The 26,226-nt window shown below is 55.4% G+C and carries 25 protein-coding genes; 20 read left to right on the top strand and 5 right to left on the bottom strand.

Features of this window, described 5'->3' with window-relative positions; translation table 11 throughout:
• Positions 1 to 47 precede the first annotated feature (47 nt).
• The 3 genes from recF (at position 48) to C3F35_RS11595 (ending at position 4,406) form a co-directional block, all read left to right on the top strand.
• Entirely contained in the window at positions 48 to 1,121 is a 1,074-nt protein-coding gene (gene recF, locus C3F35_RS11605; RefSeq protein WP_032615541.1) for a DNA replication/repair protein RecF, read from the top strand.
• A gap of 28 nt (positions 1,122 to 1,149) precedes the next feature.
• On the top strand, positions 1,150 to 3,564 hold the full coding sequence (gene gyrB, locus C3F35_RS11600) for a DNA topoisomerase (ATP-hydrolyzing) subunit B (protein WP_032615543.1): 2,415 nt from the start codon (positions 1,150 to 1,152) through the stop codon (positions 3,562 to 3,564).
• A 92-nt stretch (positions 3,565 to 3,656) separates the two neighbouring features.
• Positions 3,657 to 4,406: a FadR/GntR family transcriptional regulator gene (locus C3F35_RS11595; RefSeq protein ID WP_032615545.1), complete on the top strand. Its 750-nt coding sequence runs from the start codon at positions 3,657 to 3,659 to the stop codon at positions 4,404 to 4,406.
• A 39-nt stretch (positions 4,407 to 4,445) separates the two neighbouring features.
• Here the strand turns inward: C3F35_RS11595 and C3F35_RS11590 are convergent, their stop codons facing one another.
• The gene (locus C3F35_RS11590) at positions 4,446 to 5,534 is read right to left on the bottom strand and encodes a mandelate racemase/muconate lactonizing enzyme family protein (protein WP_103793425.1); all 1,089 of its coding nucleotides are present in this window, start codon (positions 5,532 to 5,534) and stop codon (positions 4,446 to 4,448) included.
• 394 nt (positions 5,535 to 5,928) lie between these two features.
• On the opposite strand from C3F35_RS11590, the gene C3F35_RS11585 reads away from it, so the two are divergent.
• From C3F35_RS11585 to C3F35_RS11530, 11 genes are all read left to right on the top strand, one after another.
• Positions 5,929 to 7,368, top strand: coding sequence for a mannitol dehydrogenase family protein (locus C3F35_RS11585; RefSeq protein WP_077226432.1), 1,440 nt, complete (start codon positions 5,929 to 5,931; stop codon positions 7,366 to 7,368).
• Positions 7,365 to 8,381, top strand: a complete 1,017-nt coding sequence (locus C3F35_RS11580; RefSeq protein ID WP_032615551.1) for a zinc-binding alcohol dehydrogenase family protein — start codon at positions 7,365 to 7,367, stop codon at positions 8,379 to 8,381. Before C3F35_RS11585 ends, C3F35_RS11580 begins: the two co-directional genes overlap by 4 nt.
• Positions 8,382 to 8,392: 11 nt before the next feature.
• On the top strand, positions 8,393 to 9,406 hold the full coding sequence (locus tag C3F35_RS11575) for an Ldh family oxidoreductase (RefSeq protein WP_103793426.1): 1,014 nt from the start codon (positions 8,393 to 8,395) through the stop codon (positions 9,404 to 9,406).
• Between the two features lie 100 nt (positions 9,407 to 9,506).
• A complete protein-coding gene (locus tag C3F35_RS11570) occupies positions 9,507 to 10,742 on the top strand; it encodes an MFS transporter (RefSeq protein ID WP_103793427.1) in 1,236 nt (411 codons plus the stop codon).
• A gap of 160 nt (positions 10,743 to 10,902) precedes the next feature.
• Positions 10,903 to 11,715 (top strand): sugar-phosphatase, encoded by an 813-nt coding sequence (gene yidA / locus C3F35_RS11565; RefSeq protein ID WP_032615557.1) that lies wholly within the window; start codon positions 10,903 to 10,905, stop codon positions 11,713 to 11,715.
• Between the two features lie 250 nt (positions 11,716 to 11,965).
• Positions 11,966 to 12,655: a D-galactonate utilization transcriptional regulator DgoR gene (dgoR, locus tag C3F35_RS11560; RefSeq protein WP_064324218.1), complete on the top strand. Its 690-nt coding sequence runs from the start codon at positions 11,966 to 11,968 to the stop codon at positions 12,653 to 12,655.
• The gene (locus C3F35_RS11555) at positions 12,652 to 13,566 is read left to right on the top strand and encodes a 2-dehydro-3-deoxygalactonokinase (protein WP_103793428.1); all 915 of its coding nucleotides are present in this window, start codon (positions 12,652 to 12,654) and stop codon (positions 13,564 to 13,566) included. The genes dgoR and C3F35_RS11555 overlap by 4 nt, the downstream gene beginning before the upstream one ends.
• A 72-nt stretch (positions 13,567 to 13,638) precedes the next feature.
• Positions 13,639 to 14,256, top strand: coding sequence for a 2-dehydro-3-deoxy-6-phosphogalactonate aldolase (locus tag C3F35_RS11545; protein ID WP_103793430.1), 618 nt, complete (start codon positions 13,639 to 13,641; stop codon positions 14,254 to 14,256).
• Complete coding sequence (gene dgoD / locus C3F35_RS11540) at positions 14,253 to 15,401, top strand: galactonate dehydratase (RefSeq protein ID WP_103793431.1); 1,149 nt, start codon at positions 14,253 to 14,255, stop codon at positions 15,399 to 15,401. Before C3F35_RS11545 ends, dgoD begins: the two co-directional genes overlap by 4 nt.
• A gap of 177 nt (positions 15,402 to 15,578) precedes the next feature.
• Complete coding sequence (locus tag C3F35_RS11535; RefSeq protein ID WP_164529549.1) at positions 15,579 to 16,916, top strand: MFS transporter; 1,338 nt, start codon at positions 15,579 to 15,581, stop codon at positions 16,914 to 16,916.
• Positions 16,917 to 16,967: 51 nt separating this feature from the next.
• Positions 16,968 to 18,194: a DUF3748 domain-containing protein gene (locus C3F35_RS11530; RefSeq protein ID WP_196221591.1), complete on the top strand. Its 1,227-nt coding sequence runs from the start codon at positions 16,968 to 16,970 to the stop codon at positions 18,192 to 18,194.
• On the opposite strand, the gene C3F35_RS11525 is transcribed toward C3F35_RS11530, so the two are convergent.
• Positions 18,195 to 18,527, bottom strand: a complete 333-nt coding sequence (locus C3F35_RS11525) for a YceK/YidQ family lipoprotein (protein ID WP_032615561.1) — start codon at positions 18,525 to 18,527, stop codon at positions 18,195 to 18,197.
• A 311-nt stretch (positions 18,528 to 18,838) separates the two neighbouring features.
• On the opposite strand from C3F35_RS11525, the gene ibpA reads away from it, so the two are divergent.
• The 6 genes from ibpA (at position 18,839) to C3F35_RS11495 (ending at position 22,950) form a co-directional block, all read left to right on the top strand.
• Complete coding sequence (gene ibpA / locus C3F35_RS11520) at positions 18,839 to 19,249, top strand: small heat shock chaperone IbpA (protein WP_032615564.1); 411 nt, start codon at positions 18,839 to 18,841, stop codon at positions 19,247 to 19,249.
• Between the two features lie 137 nt (positions 19,250 to 19,386).
• A complete protein-coding gene (ibpB, locus tag C3F35_RS11515) occupies positions 19,387 to 19,815 on the top strand; it encodes a small heat shock chaperone IbpB (protein ID WP_059309044.1) in 429 nt (142 codons plus the stop codon).
• Between the two features lie 197 nt (positions 19,816 to 20,012).
• Positions 20,013 to 21,674, top strand: a complete 1,662-nt coding sequence (locus C3F35_RS11510; protein WP_103793433.1) for a putative transporter — start codon at positions 20,013 to 20,015, stop codon at positions 21,672 to 21,674.
• A 73-nt stretch (positions 21,675 to 21,747) separates the two neighbouring features.
• Complete coding sequence (locus tag C3F35_RS11505) at positions 21,748 to 22,095, top strand: YidH family protein (protein WP_032615571.1); 348 nt, start codon at positions 21,748 to 21,750, stop codon at positions 22,093 to 22,095.
• Positions 22,085 to 22,447 carry a DUF202 domain-containing protein gene (locus C3F35_RS11500; protein WP_103793434.1) on the top strand — a complete coding sequence of 121 codons (363 nt, stop codon included), beginning with the start codon at positions 22,085 to 22,087 and terminating at the stop codon, positions 22,445 to 22,447. Before C3F35_RS11505 ends, C3F35_RS11500 begins: the two co-directional genes overlap by 11 nt.
• Positions 22,444 to 22,950, top strand: a complete 507-nt coding sequence (locus C3F35_RS11495) for a radical SAM protein (RefSeq protein WP_032615575.1) — start codon at positions 22,444 to 22,446, stop codon at positions 22,948 to 22,950. Before C3F35_RS11500 ends, C3F35_RS11495 begins: the two co-directional genes overlap by 4 nt.
• Here C3F35_RS11495 and dsdA read toward each other — a convergent pair.
• The 3 genes from dsdA to C3F35_RS11480 all read right to left on the bottom strand — a co-directional run bounded on the left by dsdA (position 22,947) and on the right by C3F35_RS11480 (position 26,166).
• Complete coding sequence (gene dsdA / locus C3F35_RS11490; protein ID WP_103793435.1) at positions 22,947 to 24,245, bottom strand: D-serine ammonia-lyase; 1,299 nt, start codon at positions 24,243 to 24,245, stop codon at positions 22,947 to 22,949. The two genes, C3F35_RS11495 and dsdA, sit on opposite strands and share 4 nt — an antisense overlap.
• A 61-nt stretch (positions 24,246 to 24,306) precedes the next feature.
• The gene (gene emrD, locus C3F35_RS11485; protein WP_103793436.1) at positions 24,307 to 25,491 is read right to left on the bottom strand and encodes a multidrug efflux MFS transporter EmrD; all 1,185 of its coding nucleotides are present in this window, start codon (positions 25,489 to 25,491) and stop codon (positions 24,307 to 24,309) included.
• Positions 25,492 to 25,719: 228 nt separating this feature from the next.
• Complete coding sequence (locus C3F35_RS11480; RefSeq protein ID WP_059309040.1) at positions 25,720 to 26,166, bottom strand: GNAT family N-acetyltransferase; 447 nt, start codon at positions 26,164 to 26,166, stop codon at positions 25,720 to 25,722.
• Between the last annotated feature and the right edge of the window lie 60 nt (positions 26,167 to 26,226).

Here is a 26,226-nt window from a genome sequence, read left to right as displayed (position 1 = left end):
TTGAAACTGGCTGCGCCGATTACGCCCTGGCCCGAAGAAACCCAGATATGTCACTGACGCGCCTTTTAATTAAAGATTTCCGCAATATCGAAAGCGCGGATCTTGCTTTATCTCCCGGCTTTAATTTCCTGGTTGGCGCCAACGGCAGCGGCAAAACCAGCGTCCTGGAAGCCATCTATACGCTCGGCCATGGTCGGGCGTTTCGCAGTTTGCAGATTGGCCGCGTCATTCGCCACGAGCAGGAAGCGTTCATTTTACATGGGCGTTTGCAGGGCCAGGATCACGAAACGGCTATCGGCCTGACCAAAGACAAGCATGGCGACAGCAAGGTGCGCATCGACGGCACCGACGGGCACAAAGTGGCCGAGCTGGCACTGATGATGCCGATGCAGCTGATCACCCCCGAGGGGTTTACTTTACTCAACGGCGGCCCCAAATACAGAAGAGCCTTCCTCGACTGGGGATGCTTCCATAACGAAGCGGGCTTCTTTACCGCCTGGAGCAACCTTAAACGGCTGCTCAAGCAGCGCAATGCCGCGCTACGCCAGGTAACCCGCTATGCCCAACTGCGGGCGTGGGACAAAGAGCTGATCCCACTGGCGGAGCAGATCAGCCGCTGGCGCGCCGAGTACAGCGCCGGGATCGCGCAGGACATGGCAGATACCTGCCAACAGTTTTTACCCGAGTTCTCTTTAAGCTTCTCCTTCCAGCGCGGCTGGGAGAAGGAGACCGACTATGCCGAGGTGCTGGAGCGAAGCTTCGAGCGCGATCGCATGTTGACCTACACGGCACACGGCCCGCACAAGGCGGATTTCCGCATTCGTGCCGACGGTGCGCCGGTAGAAGACACCTTATCACGCGGGCAGCTCAAACTGCTGATGTGCGCGCTGCGCCTGGCGCAGGGCGAGTTTTTAACCCGTGAGAGTGGGCGACGCTGCCTGTACCTGATTGATGATTTTGCCTCGGAACTTGACGACGCGCGGCGCGGACTGCTTGCCAGCCGCTTAAAAGCCACGCAGTCACAAGTTTTCGTCAGTGCGATTAGCGCTGAACACGTAATGGACATGTCGGACAAAAATTCGAAGATGTTCACCGTGGAAAAGGGTAAAATAACGGATTAACCCAAGAATAAATGAGCGAGAAACGTTGATGTCGAATTCTTATGACTCCTCCAGTATCAAAGTCCTGAAAGGGCTGGATGCGGTGCGTAAGCGCCCGGGTATGTATATCGGCGACACGGATGACGGCACCGGTCTGCACCACATGGTATTTGAGGTTGTGGATAACGCTATCGACGAAGCGCTCGCGGGTCACTGTAAAGACATCGTGGTGACGATCCACGCCGACAACTCCGTCTCCGTAACCGATGATGGCCGTGGCATCCCGACCGGTATCCACCCGGAAGAGGGCGTATCTGCAGCGGAAGTTATCATGACCGTCCTGCACGCAGGCGGTAAGTTCGATGATAACTCCTATAAAGTATCCGGCGGTCTGCACGGTGTGGGTGTCTCTGTGGTTAACGCCCTGTCGCAGAAGCTGGAACTGCTGATCCGTCGCGAAGGCAAAGTGCATCAGCAAACCTACGTGCACGGCGTACCGCAGGCTCCGCTGGCGGTTACCGGTGAAACTGACGTAACCGGGACTCAGGTCCGTTTCTGGCCAAGCCATGAAACCTTCACCAACGTCACCGAGTTTGAATACGATATCCTCGCCAAACGTCTGCGCGAGCTGTCATTCCTGAACTCCGGCGTCTCTATCCGCCTGCGCGACAAGCGCGACGGCAAAGAAGACCACTTCCACTACGAAGGCGGCATCAAGGCGTTCGTTGAGTATCTCAACAAGAACAAAACGCCAATTCACCCAAATATCTTCTATTTCTCTACCGAAAAAGACGGTATCGGCGTGGAAGTTGCGCTGCAGTGGAACGACGGGTTCCAGGAAAACATCTACTGCTTTACCAACAACATCCCGCAGCGCGATGGCGGTACACACCTGGTTGGCTTCCGTACGGCGATGACCCGTACCCTGAACGCCTACATGGATAAAGAAGGCTACAGCAAAAAAGCAAAAGTCAGCGCCACCGGCGACGATGCCCGTGAAGGCCTGATTGCTGTTGTCTCCGTGAAGGTGCCGGATCCGAAATTCTCCTCTCAGACCAAAGACAAGCTGGTCTCCTCCGAGGTGAAATCGGCGGTTGAACAGCAGATGAACGAACTGCTGAGCGAATACCTGCTGGAAAACCCATCCGACGCCAAAATCGTGGTCGGCAAAATTATCGACGCGGCGCGCGCCCGTGAAGCGGCACGTAAAGCCCGTGAAATGACCCGTCGTAAAGGCGCGCTGGACTTAGCAGGCCTGCCGGGCAAGCTGGCAGACTGTCAGGAACGCGACCCGGCGCTGTCCGAACTGTACCTCGTGGAAGGGGACTCCGCGGGCGGTTCTGCGAAGCAGGGCCGTAACCGTAAGAACCAGGCGATCCTGCCGCTGAAGGGTAAAATCCTTAACGTTGAGAAGGCGCGCTTCGACAAGATGCTCTCTTCTCAGGAAGTGGCGACGCTGATCACCGCCCTGGGCTGCGGCATTGGCCGTGACGAGTACAACCCGGACAAACTGCGCTATCACAGCATCATCATCATGACCGATGCGGACGTCGACGGCTCGCACATCCGTACGCTGCTGTTGACCTTCTTCTACCGTCAGATGCCGGAAATCGTTGAGCGTGGCCATGTCTACATTGCCCAGCCGCCGCTGTACAAAGTGAAGAAAGGCAAGCAGGAACAGTACATCAAAGACGACGAAGCGATGGATCAGTACCAGATCGCTATCGCCCTTGATGGCGCGACCCTGCACGCTAACTCAAGCGCCCCGGCGCTGGCGGGTGAACCGCTGGAACGTCTGGTCTCTGAGTACAACGCTACCCAGAAGATGATTGGCCGCATGGAGCGTCGCTTCCCGCGCACACTGCTGAAAGCGCTGGTCTATCAGCCGACGCTGTCCGAAGCCGACCTCAGCAGCGAGCAGGCCGTGACCCGTTGGGTGAACACCCTGGTGACCGATCTGAACGAGAACGAGCAGCACGGTAGCCAGTGGAAGTTCGACGTGAACGAGAACAGCGAACTGAATCAGTTCGAGCCGGTGATCCGTGTGCGTACCCACGGTGTGGATACCGACTACCCACTGGATCATGAGTTTGTGACCGGTGCGGAATACCGTCGTATCTGTACTCTGGGCGAGAAGCTGCGCGGTCTGATTGAAGACGATGCCTTTATCGAGCGTGGCGAACGCCGTCAGCCGGTTGCCAGCTTCGAGCAGGCGCTGGATTGGCTGGTGAAAGAGTCCCGTCGTGGCCTCTCCATTCAGCGTTATAAAGGTCTGGGTGAAATGAACCCGGATCAGCTGTGGGAAACCACCATGGATCCAGAGAGTCGCCGCATGCTGCGCGTTACCGTAAAAGACGCGATTGCAGCGGACCAGCTGTTCACTACCCTGATGGGCGATGCGGTTGAACCACGTCGTGCCTTCATCGAAGAGAACGCGCTGAAAGCGGCGAACATCGATATCTAAGTCTGCCTCCGCGCTTTCCTTACGGGAAGGCGCGGATTAGCTTGCTTCACACTATCATCGGGTTGAATTGTCGGTTTTTTATAGGCGTAAGCATGGAACAGGCGATCACTAAAAGGCGCTATTATGATGTTGGTCTCCAGATAGAGGAGCTGCTCTATTCTGGGGTGTTTAAAGCAGGAGAGCGGCTTCCTTCGGAAAGAGAGCTCGGAGAACGTTTTAACACCAGTCGAACCACAATCCGTGAAGCTATTATCATGCTTGAGCTGAAGGGCGTGGTGGAAGTTCGTCAGGGCGCTGGCATTTATTTCATTGATAGCCCTGAAAAGTTAAATCAAAAAGCTCTTTTGCCCTATTCTGATATCGGCCCTTTTGAACTGCTTCAGGCCCGGCAAGTTATCGAGAGCAATATTACCGGTTTTGCCGCAACGCAGATCAGGCTGAATGAGCTACGCGAGCTTAAGCGAATCATTGCCCAGCAGGTTAAGCTGATTGACGGTGATAGCGACAAATTCGAAGAGCTGGATCGGGAGTTCCACAATATTATTGCCGAGGCGACGCAAAACCGCGTGCTGATGAAGCAATCCGCAGAGCTCTGGCGAGCCGTCAGAACGGAAAACCCCCGCTGGAAACGCCTGAATTACCACTACCTGCATAAAAAAGAGTTACGCATGATGTGGGTTGAGGATCACCGCTCTATCTTCCTCGCTCTACAGAAGCGTAATGCTGAACAAGCCCGTCAGGCATCCTGGAACCACCTTGAAAACAGCAAAAACGAACTGGTGAAAATCTTCCATCAGGACGAGTCGCTGGATGATTTTGACGACTTTTTCTTTGCCACCTGATTCTGCGCCGGGCCTGCATGGTGGCAGGCCCGGCAACCATCAGACTTCATATGGGTTGAGTTTATCCCAGTCAAATTCAACACCAATGCCGCATTCATCTGGGGCGACGGCCCGGTAGTTCTCTACCACTAACGGACGTTTCGTATAGCGATCGATAGGGAAACTATGTACTTCCAGCCAGCCGGTATCAAAAGCGGATACCAGGCTAACGTGTAATTCCTGCATGCCGTGCGAGCAAATCGGCAGACCATAATTGGTCGACAATCTGGCAGCCTTCAGCCAACCGGTGATCCCACCACAGTTCGAGGCATCTGGCTGAATGAACCCTAACCTGGCGCGATCCAGCGCGTACCCAAACTCATGAATGGTATGCAGATTTTCCCCCATCGCCAGTGGGATAGTGGTGTTTTCAGCAATGCGGGCGTAGCCGTCGTAATCATCAGGAATGGTTGGCTCTTCAAACCAGCTAATATCGCATGACTCAACCGCCTTCGAGAGCGCAATAGCCTGTTCAACAGAGAGCGAGTAGTTAGCATCAATCATAAAGGTTACGTCAGGGCCAATAAGCTGGCGAACCGCCTTGATACGGTCGATATCATCCTGTGGATTTTTCTGTCCCACCTTTATTTTCACGGCGTTAAAGCCGCTGTCCAGATAACCCTGGATGCTACGCAGCAGCTTATCGAGTGGAAACGCCAGATCAATGCCACCGCAGTAGGCTTTACAGCTGTTATTGGCACCGCCCGCCATTTTCCAGAGCGGTAATTGCTCACGTTTGCCCTTCAAATCCCATAACGCAATATCGACCGTTGAGGTTGCAAACGAGGCAATTCCTCCCCGGCCAACATAGTGAATATGCCACTCCATAAAGTCGTAAATGGCATCGATCTCCGCCGCGTCTTTACCTACAAGGACCGGAGCCAAATCGTGATCAATCATCGCCTTAATGGCATAACCCCCTTTACCGCCGGTATAGGTATAGCCGGTGCCGGTCGCGCCGTTTTCCAGGGTAATCGTGGTCGTGATGAGTTCAAAATGGCTGTGATCGCCATGTTTCGCATCCACCAGTATTTCCGCCAGCGGCACTTTGAACAGTCGGGTTTGAACGTATTTGATAAGCGTATTCATTTCTTGGTCCTCTTAATTCCCATTATTCAATTCATTTGCTCAATGCTTTGGTATGCCTGTTTTGCTAATTGTGTAAACCAGATTGACGCGTTTTGATGAGTGTCTTTGGTTTAAATCATTTAAATTCAACGGATTGCCCGTGGTGGGCTTGTGACTTATTTAATGGTACACCAATTTTTCTGGTGGCTCATTCGATGCTTATCACACTTTTCAATAAGCATGCACTTTTCTTGTCTCTTATTTTAACTATCTTATTGATATTGATGGTGTTTTGTTTGAGGTCTGAATTTAATTAGGATTTTATTCATGTTCTTTGTTTACCATTTGAGATCATTATCACTGTTTTGGTAAACCTGTTTGGCATTATTGGTCGACGATTTGTGGAGGGTTTCTAATGGAAAAGACAACGTACGACAGACAAGCGCTGAAAGCCGATATCGTACATATCGGACTCGGGGCGTTTCATCGCGGGCACCAGGCGGTTTATACCGATCTCTGCAATGAAAGCATGGAACAACGCTGGGGAATTTTTGGCATTAATATGTTTGGCAGCGCGGAGCTGGTGGATGAGTTGAATGCCCGGGAATGCCTGTTCAGCGTGGTGGAAAAATCCGCTACCTCAACCACCTGCCGCCAGGTGCGGTCGATGGCTGGCGCACTTCATACGCCTGCGAGCGGTATTCAGGCCGCGATCGATAAACTGGCTGAACCGCAGGTAAAAATCGTCTCGCTGACCATCACTGAAAAAGGGTACTGCACCGATCCGCAATCACGCAGACTGGACCTCGGCAATCCGCTTATTCACCATGATGTCACATCACCCCGCACGCCTCAGTCGGCCATCGGTTTGCTGGTGGAAGCGTTGCGTATACGGCGCGAACGAAAACTCTCACCCTTTAGCGTTCTTTCCTGTGACAACATTCCGGAAAACGGCTTGCTGACCAGACACGCGGTGCTCGACTTCGCGCGGCAGATTGATAGCGATCTGGCTGAGTGGATCGAAAGCAATGTGACCTTTCCCGGTACCATGGTTGACCGCATCGTTCCAGCCATGACGGCAGAACAGTTTGCCGTTATTGAAGAAGAAATGGGTTATGCCGATCCCTGCGGCGTGGTCTGCGAAGATTTTCGGCAGTGGGTGATCGAAGACAACTTTGTTGCCGGAAGACCAGAATGGGACAAGGCCGGAGCAATGTTCGTCAGCGACGTATTGCCCTACGAAGAGATGAAGCTGCGGATGTTAAACGGCAGCCATTCGTTTCTGGCCTATAACGGCAGCCTGGCAGGCTATGAATTTATCTATCAATGCATGGCCGATCCCGTTCTTAATGCCGCGGTATTCCACCTGATGGTGGAAGAGCAAGCCAAATCCCTTAACCCGGCATTAAACCTGGATGTGGAACAGTACGCCCGGCTGCTGGTTGCCCGCTTCAGCAACCCGCATATCAAACACAGAACCAGCCAGATCGCCATGGATGGTTCGCAGAAGCTTCCGCAACGCGCCATAGATCCATGGCGTACGCTACAGGCGCGCAAGGTAAAAGGGACGGCACTGGCGGTGCTGATCGCCGGTTGGCTTCATTACATTATTGGTGCTGTTTCTCGCGGCCAGACCATCGCCGATCCCCTGAATGCAGAGTTTCATGCGCGGGTGAGCCAGTTTGACTCCTCATGGAAACAGGCCCACGCCTTGCTACAGATCGAAAGCATCTTCGGCACGCTTGCCTGTGACAACACCTCATTTTTGCACGAAATCCGTCTCGCTTTTCTTACCATCGAAACTGAGGGCGTTCGTGACGCCATCAAAAATCTATTGCTGCAGGAAAATCCATGAAAACGCTTATTTGCCAACAACCGCACCAGATTGAGTACATCGAAAGAGACATTCCTTCATTAAAAGAGGGTGAGGCGCTTCTTAAAACCCGCGCGGTGGGGATTTGCGGCACCGATATCCATGCTTTTGCGGGCCGGCAGCCCTTCTTTTCCTACCCACGGGTACTGGGCCATGAAATTTGCGGCGTAGTAGAAGAGACAGGCAGCGCATGCACTCGCGTCAAAAAAGGGCTGCGCTATAGCGTTATTCCGTGCATTCCCTGCGGTAGCTGTGCCGCCTGCCAGGAGGGCAAGACTAACTGCTGCGAAAACGTCTCTTTGTATGGCGTGCATCAGGACGGCGGTTTTAGCGAATATCTCGCTGTCCGCGAAGAGAACCTGGTCGAGTTGCCGTCCAGCCTGAGTGATAACGCCGGGGCGCTGGTAGAGTGTTTTGCCATTGGCGCCCATGCGGTTCGTCGGGCCGATATCAGGCCGCAGCAAAATGTGCTGATTGTGGGTGCCGGGCCGATTGGACTGGCGGCTGCTGCGATAGCCAAAGCGAAGGGCGGGCGCGTTGTGGTTGCCGATATTGATGCGGGCCGCCGTCAGCAAATCAGTGAAAAACTGGCGGTAGCCACCCTGGATCCGACCCTGCAAAGCTATCCAGAAGATCTGAAAGCCTGCTTTGACGGCCAGTTAGCCTGTGTCCTGATGGACGCTACAGGAAATAAAGCGTCAATGTCACGTTCGGTCGACCTTATTCGACACGGTGGGAAAATTGTCTTTATTGGACTCTATATTGGCGAACTGCAGCTTGATGACCCGACATTCCATAAAAAAGAGACCACGCTTTTAGCCAGCCGTAATGCCACGCGCGAAGACTTCGAGTGCGTTATCGCATTAATGGCGGACGGGGTATTACACGAAGGTTTAATGGTTAATAAAGAATATGACTTTTACAGCTTCGGTGACGGTTATAAAGAAGACGTTGTCGAAAATAAAAAATTAGTTAAAGGCGTCATTAAATTTTAAGGAAGATTTCGATGTCCAGCGTATTAATTAAAGAAGATGAATTAAAAGCGTTAGTCTTAACAAAATTAACTCGTGCCGGTCTGGATGACAACACGGCAAGAGAGGTCACCGATGTGCTGGTGCATGCCGACATGACGGGTGTCCATTCGCACGGCGTTATGCGAGTTGAACACTACTGCACGCGCCTGCAGGCGGGGGGGTTAAATCCGGCTGCCGTGATGGCATTCCAGTCGATTTCACCTTCCGTCGCCGTGTTGGATTCAGATGATGGTATGGGGCATTCAGCGCTGCTCGCCGCCACGGATCGTGCGGTACAGCTGGCAAAAGAGACTGGGGTAGGTTTTGTTGGCATCAAAAACACCTCTCACTGCGGCGCGCTCTCCTATTTTGCCGAACGTGCGACCCGCCAGGGGGCTATCGCCATCGTGATGACGCAGACAGACACCTGCGTAGCGCCTTATGGCGGTGCGGAACGTTTTCTGGGGACCAACCCTCTGGCCTTTGGTTTTCCGGTAAAAGATGAAGCACCGATGATTGTCGACATGGCCACCAGCGCCGTTGCCTTTGGCAAAATTTTACATGCCAAGGAGACCGGACAGCCTGTTGGTGAAGGGCTGGCGCTGGATAAAGAGGGCAACGTGACAACTGACCCGCACAAAATAGAAAACCTCCTGCCTTTTGGTAAGCATAAAGGCTCCGGGATTGCGCTGGCGATAGATGCCCTGACCGGCATCTTAATGGGGGCTAACTTCGGCAACCATATTGTACGTATGTACGGTGACTACGACAAAATGCGTAAGCTGGCGAGCCTGGTCATTGCCATCGATCCAGACAAACTGGGTAATGCCTTTTTTGCCGCGACGATGAAGACCATGAGGGATGAATTGCGGGCGGTAAGACCGGTTCCTGGCGTGGAAAAAGTCCTTGCGCCGAACGATCCGCAGATGGCTTATAAAGCCAAATGTCAGCGCGAGGGCATTCCGGTAGCTGAAGGTATTTACCAGTATTTAACCGGTGAGAATTAAAAACGATACAATCGACAACATGGAGAGGATGATATCTATCTTATTTATTATTAATCCTGAATAAATATAACTGGACGTACCCTACATCATGGAGAGAAATATGTATACCAATAGAAGGTATTTTATACTCGTTCTGCTTTTTATTGCATCGATGATAAATTATATCGATAGGGCGGCTTTATCTATTCTCGCCCCTTATATAACCGCCGATCTCAATGTCAATAAAGCTGAGCTGGGCCTTATTTTCAGTAGCTTTGCTATTGGTTATGCTGTTTTTTGTTTTATTGGCGGCTGGCTGGCTGATAAATATGGCCCACGGCGCATTTTTGCTGGAGCAATGGGGCTATGGTCGCTTTTTGCAGGCTTAACCTGCATGGCTTTCAACTTTGTTTCGCTGTTTATCATCCGCGTGATATTTGGTGCCGCTGAAGGCCCGATGGGGTCAGTCACCAATAAAACGATCGTTAAATGGTTCCCTGCGAAGGAGCGCGCCCGCGCCGTGGGCGTCTCTTTTTCCGGCAACCCAATGGGTGGGGCAGTATCAGCGCCTATTGTTGCTGCCGCTGCGCTGGCATTTGGATGGCGGATGACCTTTATCGGCATGATGCTGATCGGTTTTGTCTGGGTGGTGATCTGGCTGGCTGCGACAAGAAACCGTACCGGCGATCAGAGCGATACGCAGCAACAGGCTTCCCCCGTTGATAGCGAAGAGAGCTGTCTGCCGGATGAAAAGCTCTCTTATTATCTGAAGCAGCCGATTATCCTCTTCACTGCGCTGGCCTTTTTCGCTTACAGCTACATACTCTTTTTCTTTATGACCTGGTTCCCCAGCTATCTGCTGGATGCGCGCGGGCTGAATATGCACGATATGAGTATCGCTAACGTCCTGCCGTGGTTGTTGGGGTTCGTTGGGCTGATCTCGGGTGGTTTTATCTCTGATTACATTTATAAAATCACCAATAATCTGCTGTTTTCCCGAAAGGTTATTATTGTCGTTGGGCTGATTATCGCTGCTGTCTGTATTACCGCCTCGGCGCTGGTGGCCAGCCTGTATAGCGCAATTGGTCTGATGTCCGTCGGTATGTTTGCCATGTATGTCACCACCTCCTGCTACTGGGCCATTGTGCAGGATACGGTAAAAGGCAACAACGTTGGTGCAGTCAGTGGATTTATCCATTTTCTGGCGAACCTGGCCGGGGTGTTTGCGCCTATGTTGACTGGTTTCATTGTCCAGGGCACCGGGCAATATTATTCAGCTTTCTATCTGGTTGGAGCGCTGGCCATTATTTCAGCCGTGCTGTTAATGTTTGGCGGTCGAAAGAAAGCGGCAATCTAAAGAAAGACGTAGCAATCCGGTAGCCAAAGCTGCCGGATTGCTGCCGCCTAAACGGGGAATATTTCCTGTGCTTTCAGCCCCGTTTTCCTTCTCCGGTGTTGCTGTTTTTTGAGCGGAATCGCGTTAGCATGAAGTCAGACTCATTCCAACCGGGGATCCCATGGCTATCAAACTCATTGCAATCGATATGGACGGCACGCTGCTGCTGCCAGACCACACTATCTCTGCTGGCGTTAAAGACGCAATTGCCGCAGCCCGTGCGAAAGGCGTGAACGTGGTGCTGACCACCGGTCGTCCATACGCAGGTGTTCACAGCTACCTGAAAGAGCTGCACATGAATGAACCGGGTGATTACTGCATTACCTACAACGGCGCACTGGTGCAGAAAGCAGCCGATGGCAGCACGGTGGCGCAAACGGCGCTGAGTTATGACGATTACCGTTATCTGGAACAACTCTCCCGTGAGGTCGGCTCGCACTTCCACGCTCTCGACCGTAATACGCTCTACACCGCCAACCGCGACATCAGCTACTACACGGTTCATGAATCCTTTGTCGCCACTATTCCGCTGGTGTTCTGCGAAGCGGAGAAGATGGACCCCGCCACTCAGTTCCTGAAAGTAATGATGATTGATGAGCCAGAGATCCTGGACAAAGCCATTGCCCGTATCCCGGCAGAGGTGAAAGAGAAATACACCGTGTTGAAAAGTGCGCCGTACTTCCTCGAAATCCTCGATAAACGCGTCAATAAAGGCACTGGCGTGAAGTCGCTGGCCGACGCGCTGGGGATCAAGCCGGAAGAGATCATGACCCTGGGCGATCAGGAAAACGACATTGCGATGCTGGAATATGCCGGCTTAGGCGTGGCGATGGAAAACGCGATCCCGTCGGTGAAAGAGGTGGCTAACTTCGTCACCAAATCCAACCTCGAAGATGGCGTGGCTTACGCTATTGAGAAGTTTGTTCTGAATTAAGACCCGGTAAAACCCGCACTCCCTGACCCGCACCCGTTGCGGGTTTTTTTATCCCCTCAGGAACCTTTCTTTAACATTCCTTTCACTGATTGTTCTTTTTGTGATCCAGATTGTAGTACAACATTATGTGATTGTACTACATTACGACCACGGCAATGACGAACAGCATCACGTTTGTACTGCAAAATTGAGGCGAAATTCAGCGGTCGCGGTAAAGTAGTGATGGACATACAGAGCACAAGGACTCTCCATGACTCTCAATAAAACCGATCGCATCGTCATTACGCTGGGCACTCAGATCGTGGGTGGCAAGTACGTTCCCGGTTCACCACTGCCCGCCGAAGCAGAGCTGTGTGAGGAGTTTGAAACCTCGCGCAACATCATCCGGGAAGTCTTTCGCTCGCTGATGGCGAAGCGGCTGATCGAAATGAAGCGTTATCGCGGCGCCTTTGTCGCCCCGCGTAACCAGTGGAACTACCTCGATACGGATGTTCTGCAGTGGGTGCTGGAAAACGACTACGACCCACGACTGATCGGCGCGATGAGCGAAGTACGAAACCTGGTAGAGCCAGCCATCGCCCGCTGGGCGGCGGAACGCGCAACCTCTGGCGACCTGGCGCAGATTGAGTCGGCCCTGAACGACATGATCGCCAATAACCAGGACCGGGATGCTTTTAACGAGGCGGATATTCGCTACCACGAGGCGGTGCTGCAGTCGGTGCATAACCCGGTGTTACAGCAGCTTAGCGTGGCGATCAGCTCGCTACAGCGAGCAGTATTTGAACGAACCTGGATGGGTGATGAGGCCAACATGCCGAAGACACTCCAGGAACATAAAGCGCTGTTTGATGCGATACGGCATCAGGACAGCGATGCGGCAGAGCAGGCGGCGTTGACCATGATCGCCAGCTCCACACGAAGGTTGAAGGAAATCACATGACATCTCGCTACATCGCTATTGACTGGGGATCGACCAATCTGCGCGCCTGGCTGTACCAGGGTGAGCAGTGCCTGGAGAGCAGGCAATCCGAATCAGGCGTCACGCGTCTGAACGGCAAATCCCCCGAAGCGGTGTTAGCAGAGGTCACACAAAACTGGCGCGACGGCGCCACACCTGTGGTGATGGCGGGAATGGTTGGCAGCAACGTGGGCTGGAAGGTCGCTCCCTATCTGCCGGTTCCTGCCTATCTCTCTGCCATTGGCGAACAGTTAACGTCCGTTGGCGACAATGTCTGGATTATTCCCGGGCTGTGTGTCTCGCGTGACGATAACCACAATGTGATGCGCGGTGAAGAGACCCAGCTGCTTGGTGCGCGCGCGCTCTCTCCTTCTTCTGTCTATGTGATGCCCGGTACCCACTGCAAATGGGTGCAGGCCGATGCTCAACAGATCCACGATTTTCGTACCGTGATGACCGGCGAATTGCACCATCTGCTGCTTAAGCATTCGCTGGTGGGTGCCGGTTTGCCAGAGCAGGATGCCGCCCCTGAGGCGTTCGTCGCCGGGCTTGAGCGCGGGATCGCATCCCCTGCCGTTTTGCCGCAGCTTTTTGAGGTTCGCGCCTCGCACGTGCTGGGATCCCTTCCCCGCGAGCAGGTGAGCGAATTTTTATCGGGCCTGCTAATTGGCGCAGAAGTCGCCACCCTGAGCGAACAGTTCGCCGGGCAGCAGTCCATCACCCTCGTCGCAGGCTCATCGTTGACCTCTCGCTATCGGCAGGCGTTTCACGCCATCGGGCGTGATGTGGCGACGGTGGAAGGCGACACGGCATTTCAGGCAGGAATACGCTTCATCATTCAGTCTGCCTCTTTGTTGGCTGCGCCAGCTCACCCCAGTCACTTACTTCAGTAAGTGACTGGGGATTCACCATCTTGCCGCCTCGACGCAGGCTAAATGATTTCGCGTAACAAAGGAGCATCGCTCATGCAGTGGCAAACTAATCTTCCCCTTATCGCGATTCTACGCGGCATTACCCCCAACGAGGCCTTAGCGCACGTTGGCGCGGTGATCGACGCCGGGTTCGACGCGGTCGAAATTCCGCTCAATTCTCCTGAATGGGAGAGAAGCATCCCGGCGGTCGTGGATGCGTTTGGCGACAGAGCGCTCATCGGCGCGGGAACTGTATTACAGCCGGAGCAGGTGGATCGGCTGGCGAAGATGGGCTGCAAACTCATTGTGACGCCCAATATCAATCCTGAAGTGATTCGCCGCGCCGTGGGTTACGGCATGACCGTCTGCCCGGGATGCGCCACGGCGACAGAAGCCTTTACCGCTCTCGATGCGGGCGCACAGTCGCTCAAAATTTTCCCGTCGTCGGCCTTTGGCCCGGATTACATCAAAGCGCTGAAAGCAGTCTTGCCCGCCAGCGTGCCGGTCTTTGCCGTGGGCGGGGTAACGCCTGAAAACCTGGCCCAGTGGATGAAAGCCGGCTGTGTCGGTGCGGGTCTTGGCAGCGATCTCTATCGCGCCGGGCAGTCCGTAGAACGTACCGCCCAGCAGGCGGCAGCATTTGTGAAAGCGTATCGAGAGGCAGTGAAATGAAAATAACCAAACTCACCACGTACCGTTTACCTCCGCGTTGGATGTTCCTGAAAATCGAAACCGACGAAGGGGTCGTTGGCTGGGGCGAACCGGTGATTGAAGGCCGCGCGCGCACCGTCGAAGCGGCGGTGCATGAGCTGGGTGAATACCTGATTGGTCAGGATCCTGCGCGCATTAACGACCTGTGGCAGGTGATGTACCGTGCAGGCTTCTACCGTGGCGGCCCGATCATGATGAGCGCTATCGCTGGTATCGACCAGGCGCTGTGGGATATCAAAGGCAAGGTGCTGAATGCTCCGGTGTGGCAGCTGATGGGCGGCCTGGTGCGCGACAAAATCAAAGCGTACAGCTGGGTAGGCGGCGACCGTCCGGCAGAAGTCATCGACGGCATCAACAAGTTGCGCGGCATCGGTTTCGACACCTTTAAGCTCAACGGCTGCGAAGAGATGGGCATTATCGATAACTCACGTGCGGTCGATCGGGCGGTGAATACCGTGGCGCAGATCCGCGAGGCCTTCGGCAATGAGATTGAGTTTGGTCTGGACTTCCACGGCCGCGTCAGCGCGCCGATGGCCAAAGTGCTGATTAAAGAGCTGGAGCAATATCGTCCGCTGTTTATCGAAGAGCCGGTGCTGGCCGAGCAGGCCGAGTACTACCCGAAACTGGCGGAGCAGACCCATATTCCGATCGCGGCGGGTGAACGTATGTTCTCGCGCTTCGAGTTCAAACGCGTGCTGGAGGCGGGCGGTATTGCCATTCTGCAGCCGGATCTCTCCCACGCTGGCGGTATCACCGAATGCTACAAAATTGCCGGGATGGCAGAAGCCTACGACGTGGCGCTGGCACCGCACTGTCCGTTGGGGCCGATTGCGCTGGCCGCCTGTCTGCACGTGGACTTTGTCTCCCGCAACGCTGTGTTCCAGGAACAAAGCATGGGTATCCACTACAACAAGGGCGCGGAGCTGCTCGACTTTGTGAAGAACAAAGAAGACTTCAACATGGAAGGCGGTTTCTTCAAACCATTAACGAAGCCGGGCCTTGGCGTGGAGATCGACGAAGCCAAAGTCATTGAGCTAAGTAAAAATGCGCCGGACTGGCGTAACCCGCTCTGGCGGCATGAAGACGGTTCCGTCGCCGAGTGGTAAATGCGCGTCATACTTCGCGCTGATGATGCGTTGGCTGCGCTTTCTTAACCCGGTCACATACTTTTGTATGCTCCCGGGGATGCGAAAACTTGCCGCCTTCCCCCAGCACGAATTATTTAGCGCATTCTGACTACGTTTTTAAATAAAAAATAATTACACCCTCTGAAACTACAGGGCATGGTGAGCGGCTTCGCTATGCCCAAAATCTGGAGACAGATTGCGATGGATATTCCAGTTACTGCTGCAAAAACCGGGCGTCGCCGCTACCTGACGCTGATGATGATCTTTATTACCGTGGTCATTTGCTACGTTGACCGCGCCAACCTTGCCGTGGCCTCAGCCCATATTCAGGAAGAGTTTGGCATTACCAAAGCAGAAATGGGTTACGTCTTCTCGGCCTTTGCCTGGCTCTATACGTTGTGCCAGATACCGGGCGGCTGGTTCCTCGACCGTGTCGGCTCGCGCCTGACCTATTTTATTGCGATTTTCGGCTGGTCCGTGGCGACGCTGTTCCAGGGCTTCACAACCGGTCTGATGTCGCTGATTGGTCTGCGCGCCATTACCGGGATTTTCGAAGCCCCGGCGTTCCCGACCAACAACCGTATGGTTACCAGTTGGTTCCCGGAACATGAGCGCGCTTCTGCCGTTGGGTTCTATACCTCCGGTCAGTTTGTCGGCCTCGCGTTCCTGACTCCGCTGCTGATCTGGATCCAGGAGCTGCTGAGCTGGCATTGGGTGTTTATTGTCACCGGCGGGATCGGCATTATCTGGTCGTTTATCTGGATTAAGGTTTATCAGCCACCGCGTCTGACCAAAAGCATCAGCAAAGCCGAGCTGGACTATATCCGCGACGGCGGCGGTCTGGTGGATGGCGATGCACCGGTAAAAAAAGAGGCGCGTCAGCCGCTGACCAAAGCCGACTGGAAGCTGGTCTTCCACCGTAAGCTGGTGGGCGTTTACCTGGGCCAGTTTGCCGTTACCTCGACGCTGTGGTTCTTCCTGACATGGTTCCCGAACTACCTGACCCAGGAAAAAGGCATCACCGCGCTGAAGGCGGGCTTTATGACCACCGTGCCGTTCCTGGCGGCCTTCTTTGGCGTGCTGCTGTCCGGCTGGCTGGCAGATAAACTGGTGAAGAAAGGCTACTCCCTTGGCATCGCGCGTAAAACGCCGATCATCTGTGGGCTGCTGATCTCTACCTGCATCATGGGTGCGAACTACACCAACGATCCGGTGTGGATTATGACCTTGATGGCGATTGCATTCTTCGGGAATGGCTTTGCCTCTATCACCTGGTCGCTGGTGTCATCACTGGCACCAATGCGTCTGATCGGCCTCACCGGCGGGGTGTTTAACTTCGTTGGCGGCCTGGGTGGGATCACCGTACCGCTGGTGATTGGTTATCTGGCGCAGGACTACGGTTTCGGCCCGGCGCTGGTCTATATCTCAGCGGTAGCGCTGATCGGCGCGCTCTCCTACATCCTGCTGGTGGGCGACGTGAAACGGGTAGGCTAATTTCCGGCAATGCTATACCCTGATGCGACATCCGCGCATCAGGGTATCCTCATGAAACAAATCACCTTCGCTCCCCGCAACCATCAGCTCACCAACACCCGCACCTGGACTGCAGACAGCCAGTGGCTGGTCTTTGACGTCCGCCCGTCCGGGGCATCGTTTACCGGCGACACCATTGAGCGGGTTAACGTCGAAACGGGTGAGGTAGAGGTGATTTATCGCGCCACAAACGGCGCGCATGTTGGGGTCGTGACCGTACATCCTGCGGAAGATAAGTACGTCTTTATCCACGGCCCAAACCATCCTGATGCCCACTGGCAGTACGACTTTCATCACCGTCAGGGGGTGATTGCTGCACAGGGGCAGACAAGCAATCTCGATGCAATGGATATCACCGCGCCCTTCACCCCCGGCGCGCTGCGCGGCGGCAGCCACGTGCACGTCTTCAGCCCGAACGGGCGGTTCGTCAGCTTTACCTATAACGACCATGTTCTGCATACGCTCGACCCGAAGCGCGATCTGCGCAACGTGGGCGTGGCCGCGCCCTATGGTCCGGTGACACCTGCAGGCAACCACCCGCGTGAATATGGTGGAACGCACTGGAGCGTACTGGTCAGCCGTACGACCCCCACGCCGCAGCCGGGCAGCGATGAGATCAACCGCGCCTATGAAGAGGGCTGGGTGGGTAACGACAGGCTGGCCTTTATCGGCGATACCCTTTCCGCTCAGGGTGAAAAAGTACCGGAACTGTTTATCGTGGACCTGCCGAAAAAGGAGCAGGGCTGGAAACAGGCCGGAGATTTACCGCTGCAGGGCACGGCGGAGTGCATGCCCGCCCCGCCAGCCGGGGTGGTGCAGCGCCGTTTAACCTTCACCCACAGCCATCGCTTCCCGGGCCTGGTGAACGTGCCGCGACACTGGGTGCGCAGCAACCCGCAGGCGACGCAAATCGCGTTCCTGATGCGTGATGATAAAGGTGTGGTGCAGCTGTGGCTCATCGCGCCGGAAGGGGGAGAGCCTCGTCAGCTCACCCATAATCAACGCGATATTCAGTCGGCATTTAACTGGCATCCGGCGGGCCATTCGCTGGGGTTTGTGCTGGAGAATCGCCTTGCCAGTTGTGATGCCGCCACGGGCGAAGTAACCTTTTTGACATCCGATCACGGCAACCCGCCGTCGGGTGATGCTGTGGTTTACTCGCCTGACGGGCGCTATCTTGCCTGGATGGAAGAGATCGACGGCTTCCGTCAGCTCTGGGTGACAGAAACCGGGCGCTAATTAGCGAGAAGGCATCGCAGCGGGCGGGATGACGGCGTTGGTGGCCAGCGTCTTCTCCTCGCTTTGCTCCACGCGGGAGCGAACAGAACTGTCCTTACGAAAGAGATCCCACGGCAGCAGCAGGGTATCAACAACAGCAGTAAACGGCATATCCAGCACCACCAGGGATTTAGTCCCCCAGTTGGTGTCGTCATCCGCGATCATTTTCGCGCTGGCGCGCGTCCCGGGCCATGTCCCTTCTTTACCGCCGGTGTGAGACATCACGCTCGAACACCCGCAAAGCAAAACCACCGTGCTAAACATCGTCAGCTTTATCAGAACATTTTTCATTATCAGTCAGTCATCATCAATGGCCCAATACAGACCCGCAACCGGGTTTATAACGGGCCATGATCAAAATGAATAGTTGAAAAGTACCGCTCTGTGGTACCTATCGCATTTTAACCTTACGTGCTGTAGTCCCAGTCTATTCCAGTACCCGCAAAGTGCAAAAAATTCTCGCTACGTTGCTCTTGAAAAGGACGGAAGCAGACCCATTTTAAGAGTGTATCAATGAACAAACGTGCCTGAGGGGCGTTTGGGATACCTCAGCCTGTCCACGGTGGAAGGCGACAATTCTTGCTGATTTCAGGAGTTTTAACTGTATGCGTAACTTTGATCTTTCTCCGCTTTATCGTTCAGCCATTGGCTTCGATCGTCTGTTCAATCATTTAGAAAACAACCAAAGCCAGAGCAATGGCTACCCTCCATACAATGTTGAATTGGTTGACGAAAACCACTACCGCATCGCAATTGCTGTTGCCGGCTTTGCTGAAAGCGAACTGGAGATCACCGCGCAGGACAACCTGCTGGTGGTAAAAGGCGCTCATGCGGGCGAGCAGAAAGAACGTACCTACCTCTATCAGGGCATCGCAGAACGTAACTTTGAACGTAAGTTCCAGTTAGCTGAGAACATTCACGTTCACGGCGCGAACCTGGTAAACGGCCTGCTGTATATCGATCTGGAACGTGTGATCCCGGAAGCGAAAAAACCGCGCCGTATCGAAATTAATTAATTGTCCGGGTCGCATCTGCGGCCCATACCTGAATGCTTGCCGATATCGGGAGCATATGTGAATCCATCAGGATTTGCAGGAACAACTGCGCACAAAATTAAACTGTGCCGAACTCGCTTCTCAGAAGGAGATTTAGTATGCGTAACTACGATTTATCCCCCCTGCTGCGTCAGTGGATAGGTTTTGACAAACTGGCTAGCGCGCTGCAAAGCACCACCGAAAGCCAGACCTTCCCGCCGTATAACATTGAAAAGAGCGACGATAACCACTATCGCATTACGCTCGCGGTGGCAGGGTTCAGCCAGCAGAACCTTGATATCCAGCTGGAAGGCACGCGCCTGACGGTTAAAGGTACCCCGGAAAAACCGGAGACCGAAACCAAATGGCTGCATCAGGGGCTGGTCACTCAGCCGTTCAGCCTGAGCTTTACCCTCGCTGAACATATGGAAGTGACGGGCGCCACCTTTAATAACGGGCTGCTGCATATCGACATTACCCGCAACGTGCCGGAAGAAATTGCTCCGCAGCGGATCGCCATTAGCGAACGCCCGGCGTTGAACAGCTAATACCCGTGTATCGGGTGATGCGGCCTGATGTCCTCACCCCAACCCTTTCTCACGGGAGAGGGTAAAAACTCAAACGGTCACCTTCGGGTGGCCGTTTTGCTTTTAGCGCGGGCTTTTTGTGCGCCATCGCCCATACAACCCGCCTGCGCTCTGCGAAAATCCCTTCTGATAATAATGTTATTCACAGGGATGCCGTCATGAGTGATATAGCGTTAACGGTCAGTATTCTGGCATTGGTTGCGGTGGTCGGGTTGTGGATAGGCAATATCAAAATCCGCGGCGTCGGGTTCGGCATTGGCGGCGTGCTGTTTGGCGGAATTTTTGTCGGTCATTTTGCTGACCAGTTGGGCATCGTGCTCAGCGCGCAGATGCTGCATTTCATTCAAGAATTTGGCCTGATCCTCTTCGTTTACACCATCGGCATTCAGGTTGGGCCGGGGTTTTTCGCCTCGCTGCGTGTCTCGGGCCTGCGCCTCAACCTTTTTGCGATGGGGATTGTGGTGATGGGCGGGCTGGTTACCGCCTTGCTGCATAAACTCTTCGCCATCCCGCTGCCAGTGGTGCTGGGGATTTTCTCCGGTGCGGTCACCAACACCCCCGCGCTGGGAGCCGGGCAGCAAATCCTGCGCGATCTGGGTATCGAGCCAGGCATCGTGGATCATATGGGCATGAGCTACGCCATGGCTTATCCGTTCGGCATCTGCGGCATTCTGCTCACCATGTGGCTGATGCGCGTTTTGTTTCACATTAACGTAGAGCAAGAAGCTAAGCAGCATGAATCCACCCTTACTCAGGGTCAGGCGCTGATAAAAACCATCAACATCCGCGTCGATAATCCCAATCTCAACAACCTGGCGATCCAGGATGTGCCGATCCTCAATAGCGCCAACATTATTTGTTCCCGCCTGAAGCGCGAGCAGACCCTGATGGTGCCTTTGCCCGGCACCCTGATCCAGACCGGCGATCTGCTGCACCTCGTCGGTCAACCGGTCGATCTGCACAACGCCCAACTGGTGATCGGCCAGGAGGTCGATACCTCGCTCTCGACGCGCGGCACCGACATGCGCGTCGAACGGGTAGTCGTGACTAATGAGCAGGTATTGGGCAAAAAAATCCGCGATTTGCAGGCAAAAGAGCGTTATGACGTCGTGATTTCGCGCCTGAACCGCGCCGGGGTGGAGCTGGTGGCCAGCCCGGACGCCAGCCTGCAGTTTGGTGATATCCTCAACCTTGTCGGGCGCCCGACCTCCATTGACGCTGTTGCCAATATGGTAGGCAACGCGCAGCAAAAACTGCAGCAAGTGCAGATGCTGCCGGTCTTTATCGGCATCGGTCTCGGTGTCCTGCTCGGCTCCATTCCGCTGTACGTGCCGGGGTTCCCGGTGGCGCTCAAGCTGGGGCTGGCAGGCGGGCCGCTGATTATGGCGCTGATCCTCGGGCGCATCGGCTGCGTGGGCAAGCTCTACTGGTTTATGCCCCCGAGCGCCAACCTCGCCCTGCGCGAGCTGGGGATTGTTCTGTTCCTGGCGGTGGTGGGGCTAAAGTCGGGTGGGGAGTTCATCGAGACCCTGGCCCGCGGCGACGGGGTCAGCTGGATTGGCTATGGCATCCTCATTACTGCCATCCCGCTGATCACCATGGGCATTCTGGCGCGGCTGCTGGCAAAGATGAACTATTTAACCCTGTGCGGCATGCTGGCCGGTTCGATGACCGATCCGCCGGCACTGGCCTTTGCCAACAACCTGCACGCCACCAGCGGTGCGGCGGCGCTCTCCTACGCCACGGTCTATCCGCTGGTGATGTTTATGCGCATTATCACACCGCAGCTGCTGGCGGTGCTGTTCTGGGGGATGGGTTAAGGCGAGAAATACTGCCCTGGATACGTTAACATTGCCGCAGTTTTGTACAACGGGCAGTCAGACAGGAGTGGTCATGAAAATTTCCCGCCTCGGCGAAGCGCCGGATTATCGCTTCTCGCTGGCAAACGAGCGTACCTTTCTGGCGTGGATCCGCACCGCGCTCGGTTTTCTGGCGGCGGGTGTCGGCCTTGACCAGCTGGCCCCCGATTTTGCCACACCAGTGATCCGCCAGCTGCTGGCGCTGCTGCTGTGCCTCTTTTCCGGGGGGCTGGCGATCTACGGTTACCTGCGCTGGCTGCGTAATGAAAAAGCCATGCGCCTGAAAGATGATTTGCCCTACACCCATAGCCTGCTGGTTATCAGCCTGATCCTGTTGTTCGTCGCGGTGATTGTGATGGGGTTGGTGCTGTATGGCGGATAGCCGTAAGGCGCGTCGGGTGGCCGATCCGGGGTTGCAGCCGGAGCGCACCTCGCTGGCCTGGCTGCGCACGCTGTTTGGCTACGGCGCGTTGATGGTGCTGGCGGTCAGGCACAACTGGCAACAGGCTGGCCCGCTGTTCTGGTTAGCGCTGGGCGTGCTGGCACTGGTAGCGCTGATCCTCTGGCATTACACCCGCAACCGCGCACGGATGGACGTTTCGCTGTACGACTTTTCAGCATCCCGACCTGTACGTATTAAATTTTTGATCTCCCTCGCAGTGTTATCCCTCGCATTATTGTTTGCTGCTAGTCATGTTCACCATCTCATTATTTTTATCAGGGATTTTGCATGACAGGATGTCAGGCCAAAGTGCTCGTAACGCTCATCAACCGCCAGAACTGTTGCCAGCCGGAGCGGTTGTACCGCGATCTGCGCAGCCAGGGTTCGCGGCAGTTACAGTTTATTCCCTTGCAGGCACGCGATAACCCGGCGTCCATCACCGACCAGCAGTGGGCCGCGTTCCTGACGGCGGTGTTTGATGTCTGGGTACGGGAAGATATCGGTCGTATCTCTGTACAACTCTTTGACTCGGCGCTGGAGATCTGGCGCGGCAATCCACCGCCGATCTGTGCTTTCCCCCTTCCCGACGAATGCCAGGCGTGCCCGGTTCGTTATCTGTGCAACAGTGACACCCCGCAGCCGTGGGTTGAGGGCAAAAACGCCCTCTGCGCAGGGTATCAGGCGTTCTTCCGCCACTCCGCCCCGCACATGCGGGTGATGCGCGATTTAATGCGTTATCGCCGTTCACCTGTCGAGCTGATGGCTCTGATGCGCCAGAGCCAGCGGGTGAATTAACGTCCTTTCGTCAGGTACTTCGCCATCTCCTCTTCCGGCACCATGCCGCCGCCGGTTGCCCACACCAGGTGGGTGGCGTTATTCAGCGGATAGTGGCCGGAAGCGGCGATGCGCACCGGCCCGGCCATGCCCGCCAGCGCGGATGGCTCAAGACGAATATTTTCTTCCTGCGCCAGCCAGCCCAGCATGTCGTACATGCTCTGATCGGAGAGGGTATAGAACCCGTCGAGCAGACGCTCCATGGCACGGCCAACAAAGCCAGAGGCACGACCCACCGCCAGGCCATCCGCCGCGGTAAGGTTATCGATCCCCAGATCCTGCACCGCAATCTCATCGTGCAGACCGGTATACACCCCCAGCAGCATGCACGGGGAGTGGGTCGGTTCGGCAAAGAAGCAATGTACGTGGTCGCCAAAGGCCAGCTTCAGCCCAAACGCCACCCCGCCAGGGCCACCGCCCACGCCGCACGGCAGATAGACAAAGAGCGGGTGATCCGTATCCACCACACGACCCTGTTCGGCAAACTGCGCCTTCAGGCGCTCGCCTGCCACGGCATAACCTAAAAACAAAGTGCGGGAGTTTTCATCGTCAATAAAGAAGCAGTTCGGATCGTTTTCCGCCGCTTTGCGCCCTTGCTCCACCGCCACGCCGTAATCCTGTTCATACTCCACTACCGTCACGCCGTGGCTGCGCAGTCTGGATTTTTTCCACTCGCGGGCGTCGGCAGACATGTGCACCGTTACCTTAAAGCCGATGCGGGCGCTCATAATGCCGATAGACATCCCGAGGTTGCCGGTAGACCCCACGGCGATGCTGTACTGGCTGAAGAACGCTTTGAAGCGCGGCTCAAGCAGGATGCTGTAATCGTCGTTGAGGTTGAGCAGTCCGGCGTCCAGGGCCAGTTTTTCGGCGTGGGTCAGCACTTCATAGATCCCACCGCGGGCTTTAATCGAGCCGGAGATCGGCAGATGGCTGTCTTTTTTCAGCAGCAGGGTGCCGGGAAGGGGGGCGCCAGATTCCTTCTCCAGCCGTCTGTGCATCGCCGGAATGGCAACCAGCTCAGATTCGATAATGCCGTTGGTGGCTGCCGTCTCCGGGAAGGCTTTCGCGAGATAGGGCGCAAAGCGGTTCAGGCGTGCCCGGGCATCCTCCACATCGGCTTCGGTCAGCCCGACATGGGGAAGCCCTGCGGCCAGAGTGGTGGCTTTTGGGTTAAGCCAGGTGGTCTCTTGCAGGGCGATCAGCGCATTGAGCAGAGGGTATTGTGCGATTAACTTCAGGGTTTGTGGCGTCATAGGATCCTCACAGGCGTATTCCCTTAAGAAAACAGGAAACTGGCCTGGGGGCAAGATCCGCTTACACCGCCTGCTCGTGATGTGACGCGCGGGAGGCCAGCGGCAGCCAGCAGAGCAAAATCAGCAGACCCATTAGCGTCATCAGCAGCCCGAGGCTCGCCTGTCCGTTTTGCGGCAGCATTGCCGAAAGCCAGGCCAGCGCGCCGGAACCGATATTTTGCAGCCCCCCCACCAGTGCCCCGGCGGTGCCCGCGAGGAACGGGAACGGCTCCATCGCACCGCTGGTTGCCAGCGGGAACAGCATCCCCGCGCCAAAGAAGAACAGCGCGGCCGGGACGAGCAGGGTCCAGACGTTCATCACCCCGAACAAGCCCGGGATCCACATCATCAGCCCCGCCAGCAGGCAGCTCACCACCGACTGCCACATCAGGGTGGTGAAGCGTTTATTGGCGCGCCCGGCGAACCAGGCGCCGAAAAACGCCGCCGGGATCGGCAGAATAAACAGAATACTCACCACCATACTGCTGAGGCCCAGCCCGGCGCCCAACAGTACGCCCGAACTGGCTTCGAATACCGCGATCCCCGCCAGGCCACCCACCAGCATCAGCACGTAGGAGTTAAAGGCTCCGTTGCCGAAGAGGATTTTGTAGCTGGTGAGCAGTTTGGTGCGCGGCGCTTCCGTGGGCCGGGTTTCCGGCATCCAGCGCGCCATGCTGAAGGTGACGATAACGCACAGCACCAGCAAAAAGCCGTAACAGGCGCGCCAGGACCACATGGTATCCAGCAGGCCGCCAATCAGCGGGGCCAGCAGCGGGCTGACCAGAATGCCCATATTGAGCAGGCTGTTGGCATGGCGCAGCTGGCTGCCTTCATACAGATCGCGCGGCAACGTACGCGCCATCACTCCGCCGACCCCAGTGCCGACGCCCTGTAACGCGCTGGCGGCAATCAGCACGCTCAGGCTGTGGGTGGTCATCGCGATCACCGTGGCGATCATAAAAATCGTCATCCCGGCCAAAATTACCGGACGGCGACCAATGCGATCCGAGAGCGGGCCGTAGAATAATTGCGACACACCATAGGTCAGCAGGTAGGCTGCCATTACGCTCTGGACGGCACCCTCACGCACCTGGAGCGCGTTTGCCATGTCGGCAATGGCCGGAATATAGATGGTTTGCGCCATCTGACCGACGGCGACCAGCAATACCAACATCAAGAGTAAATTAACGTTCCGTTGTCTTTTCATGTTGCTGAAAACTTCTGCCAAAGTGATAAATAAAGAATAAGTGACTACGCATTCCCATAAATGCGCGTGGAATCTACCACAGTGAGATGACAAGTTAAGTATTGCGGTGATGAATGAATCGCGGCAGAAAGGCAGGATTAATAAACAACAACGGCAACTAAAGTTGCCACGGGATCGGGCCTGGCGCAGCCGCGATCCGTCGTGCCGCAAACCGATATGGCCCGCCCGTTACACTGCGCAGAATAACCGGTGCGTGACGCGCGGTTCATCCACAACCAGCGTGAAGCCAGCACGCTGGTAGAAGGGCCAGGCAGCCTCAGGCGCGTGGGTATTGAGAAAATCAAACCAGACGCTGGCATCGGCCATCACGACGGCGAGCAGTTGCTTGCCGATACCCAGCCCACGACAGCTTTCGCTGATATAGAGATGGCGGATACGACCGGCCCGCGGCTGCTGGCTGAACGGATCGCGGTTTAACCCGCAAATCCCTACCAGTTTGCCGTTCAGAAACGCACCCAACAGTTTTTCACCGGGAGCGTTAAAGCGATTTTCACCCCGTTCCCAGCTCTCTTCCAGCCTGCGCAACATATTGAAATTGAGCGCGGTGCTCTCGGTTTTAAGCGCGATATACCCCGGTTCGTCCGGCGTGACAGGCTCAATTAACAAACGCAACATAGCATTCCCTCGTTATTAAAGAGGGGCGGTTTCCCGCCCCTCTTTGGTGCGGCTTGAACC

The organism is Leclercia sp. LSNIH3 (assembly GCF_002935105.1).
GTDB classification, from domain to species: domain Bacteria; phylum Pseudomonadota; class Gammaproteobacteria; order Enterobacterales; family Enterobacteriaceae; genus Enterobacter; species Enterobacter adecarboxylatus.
This window is presented reverse-complemented; position numbering and strand designations above follow the sequence as displayed.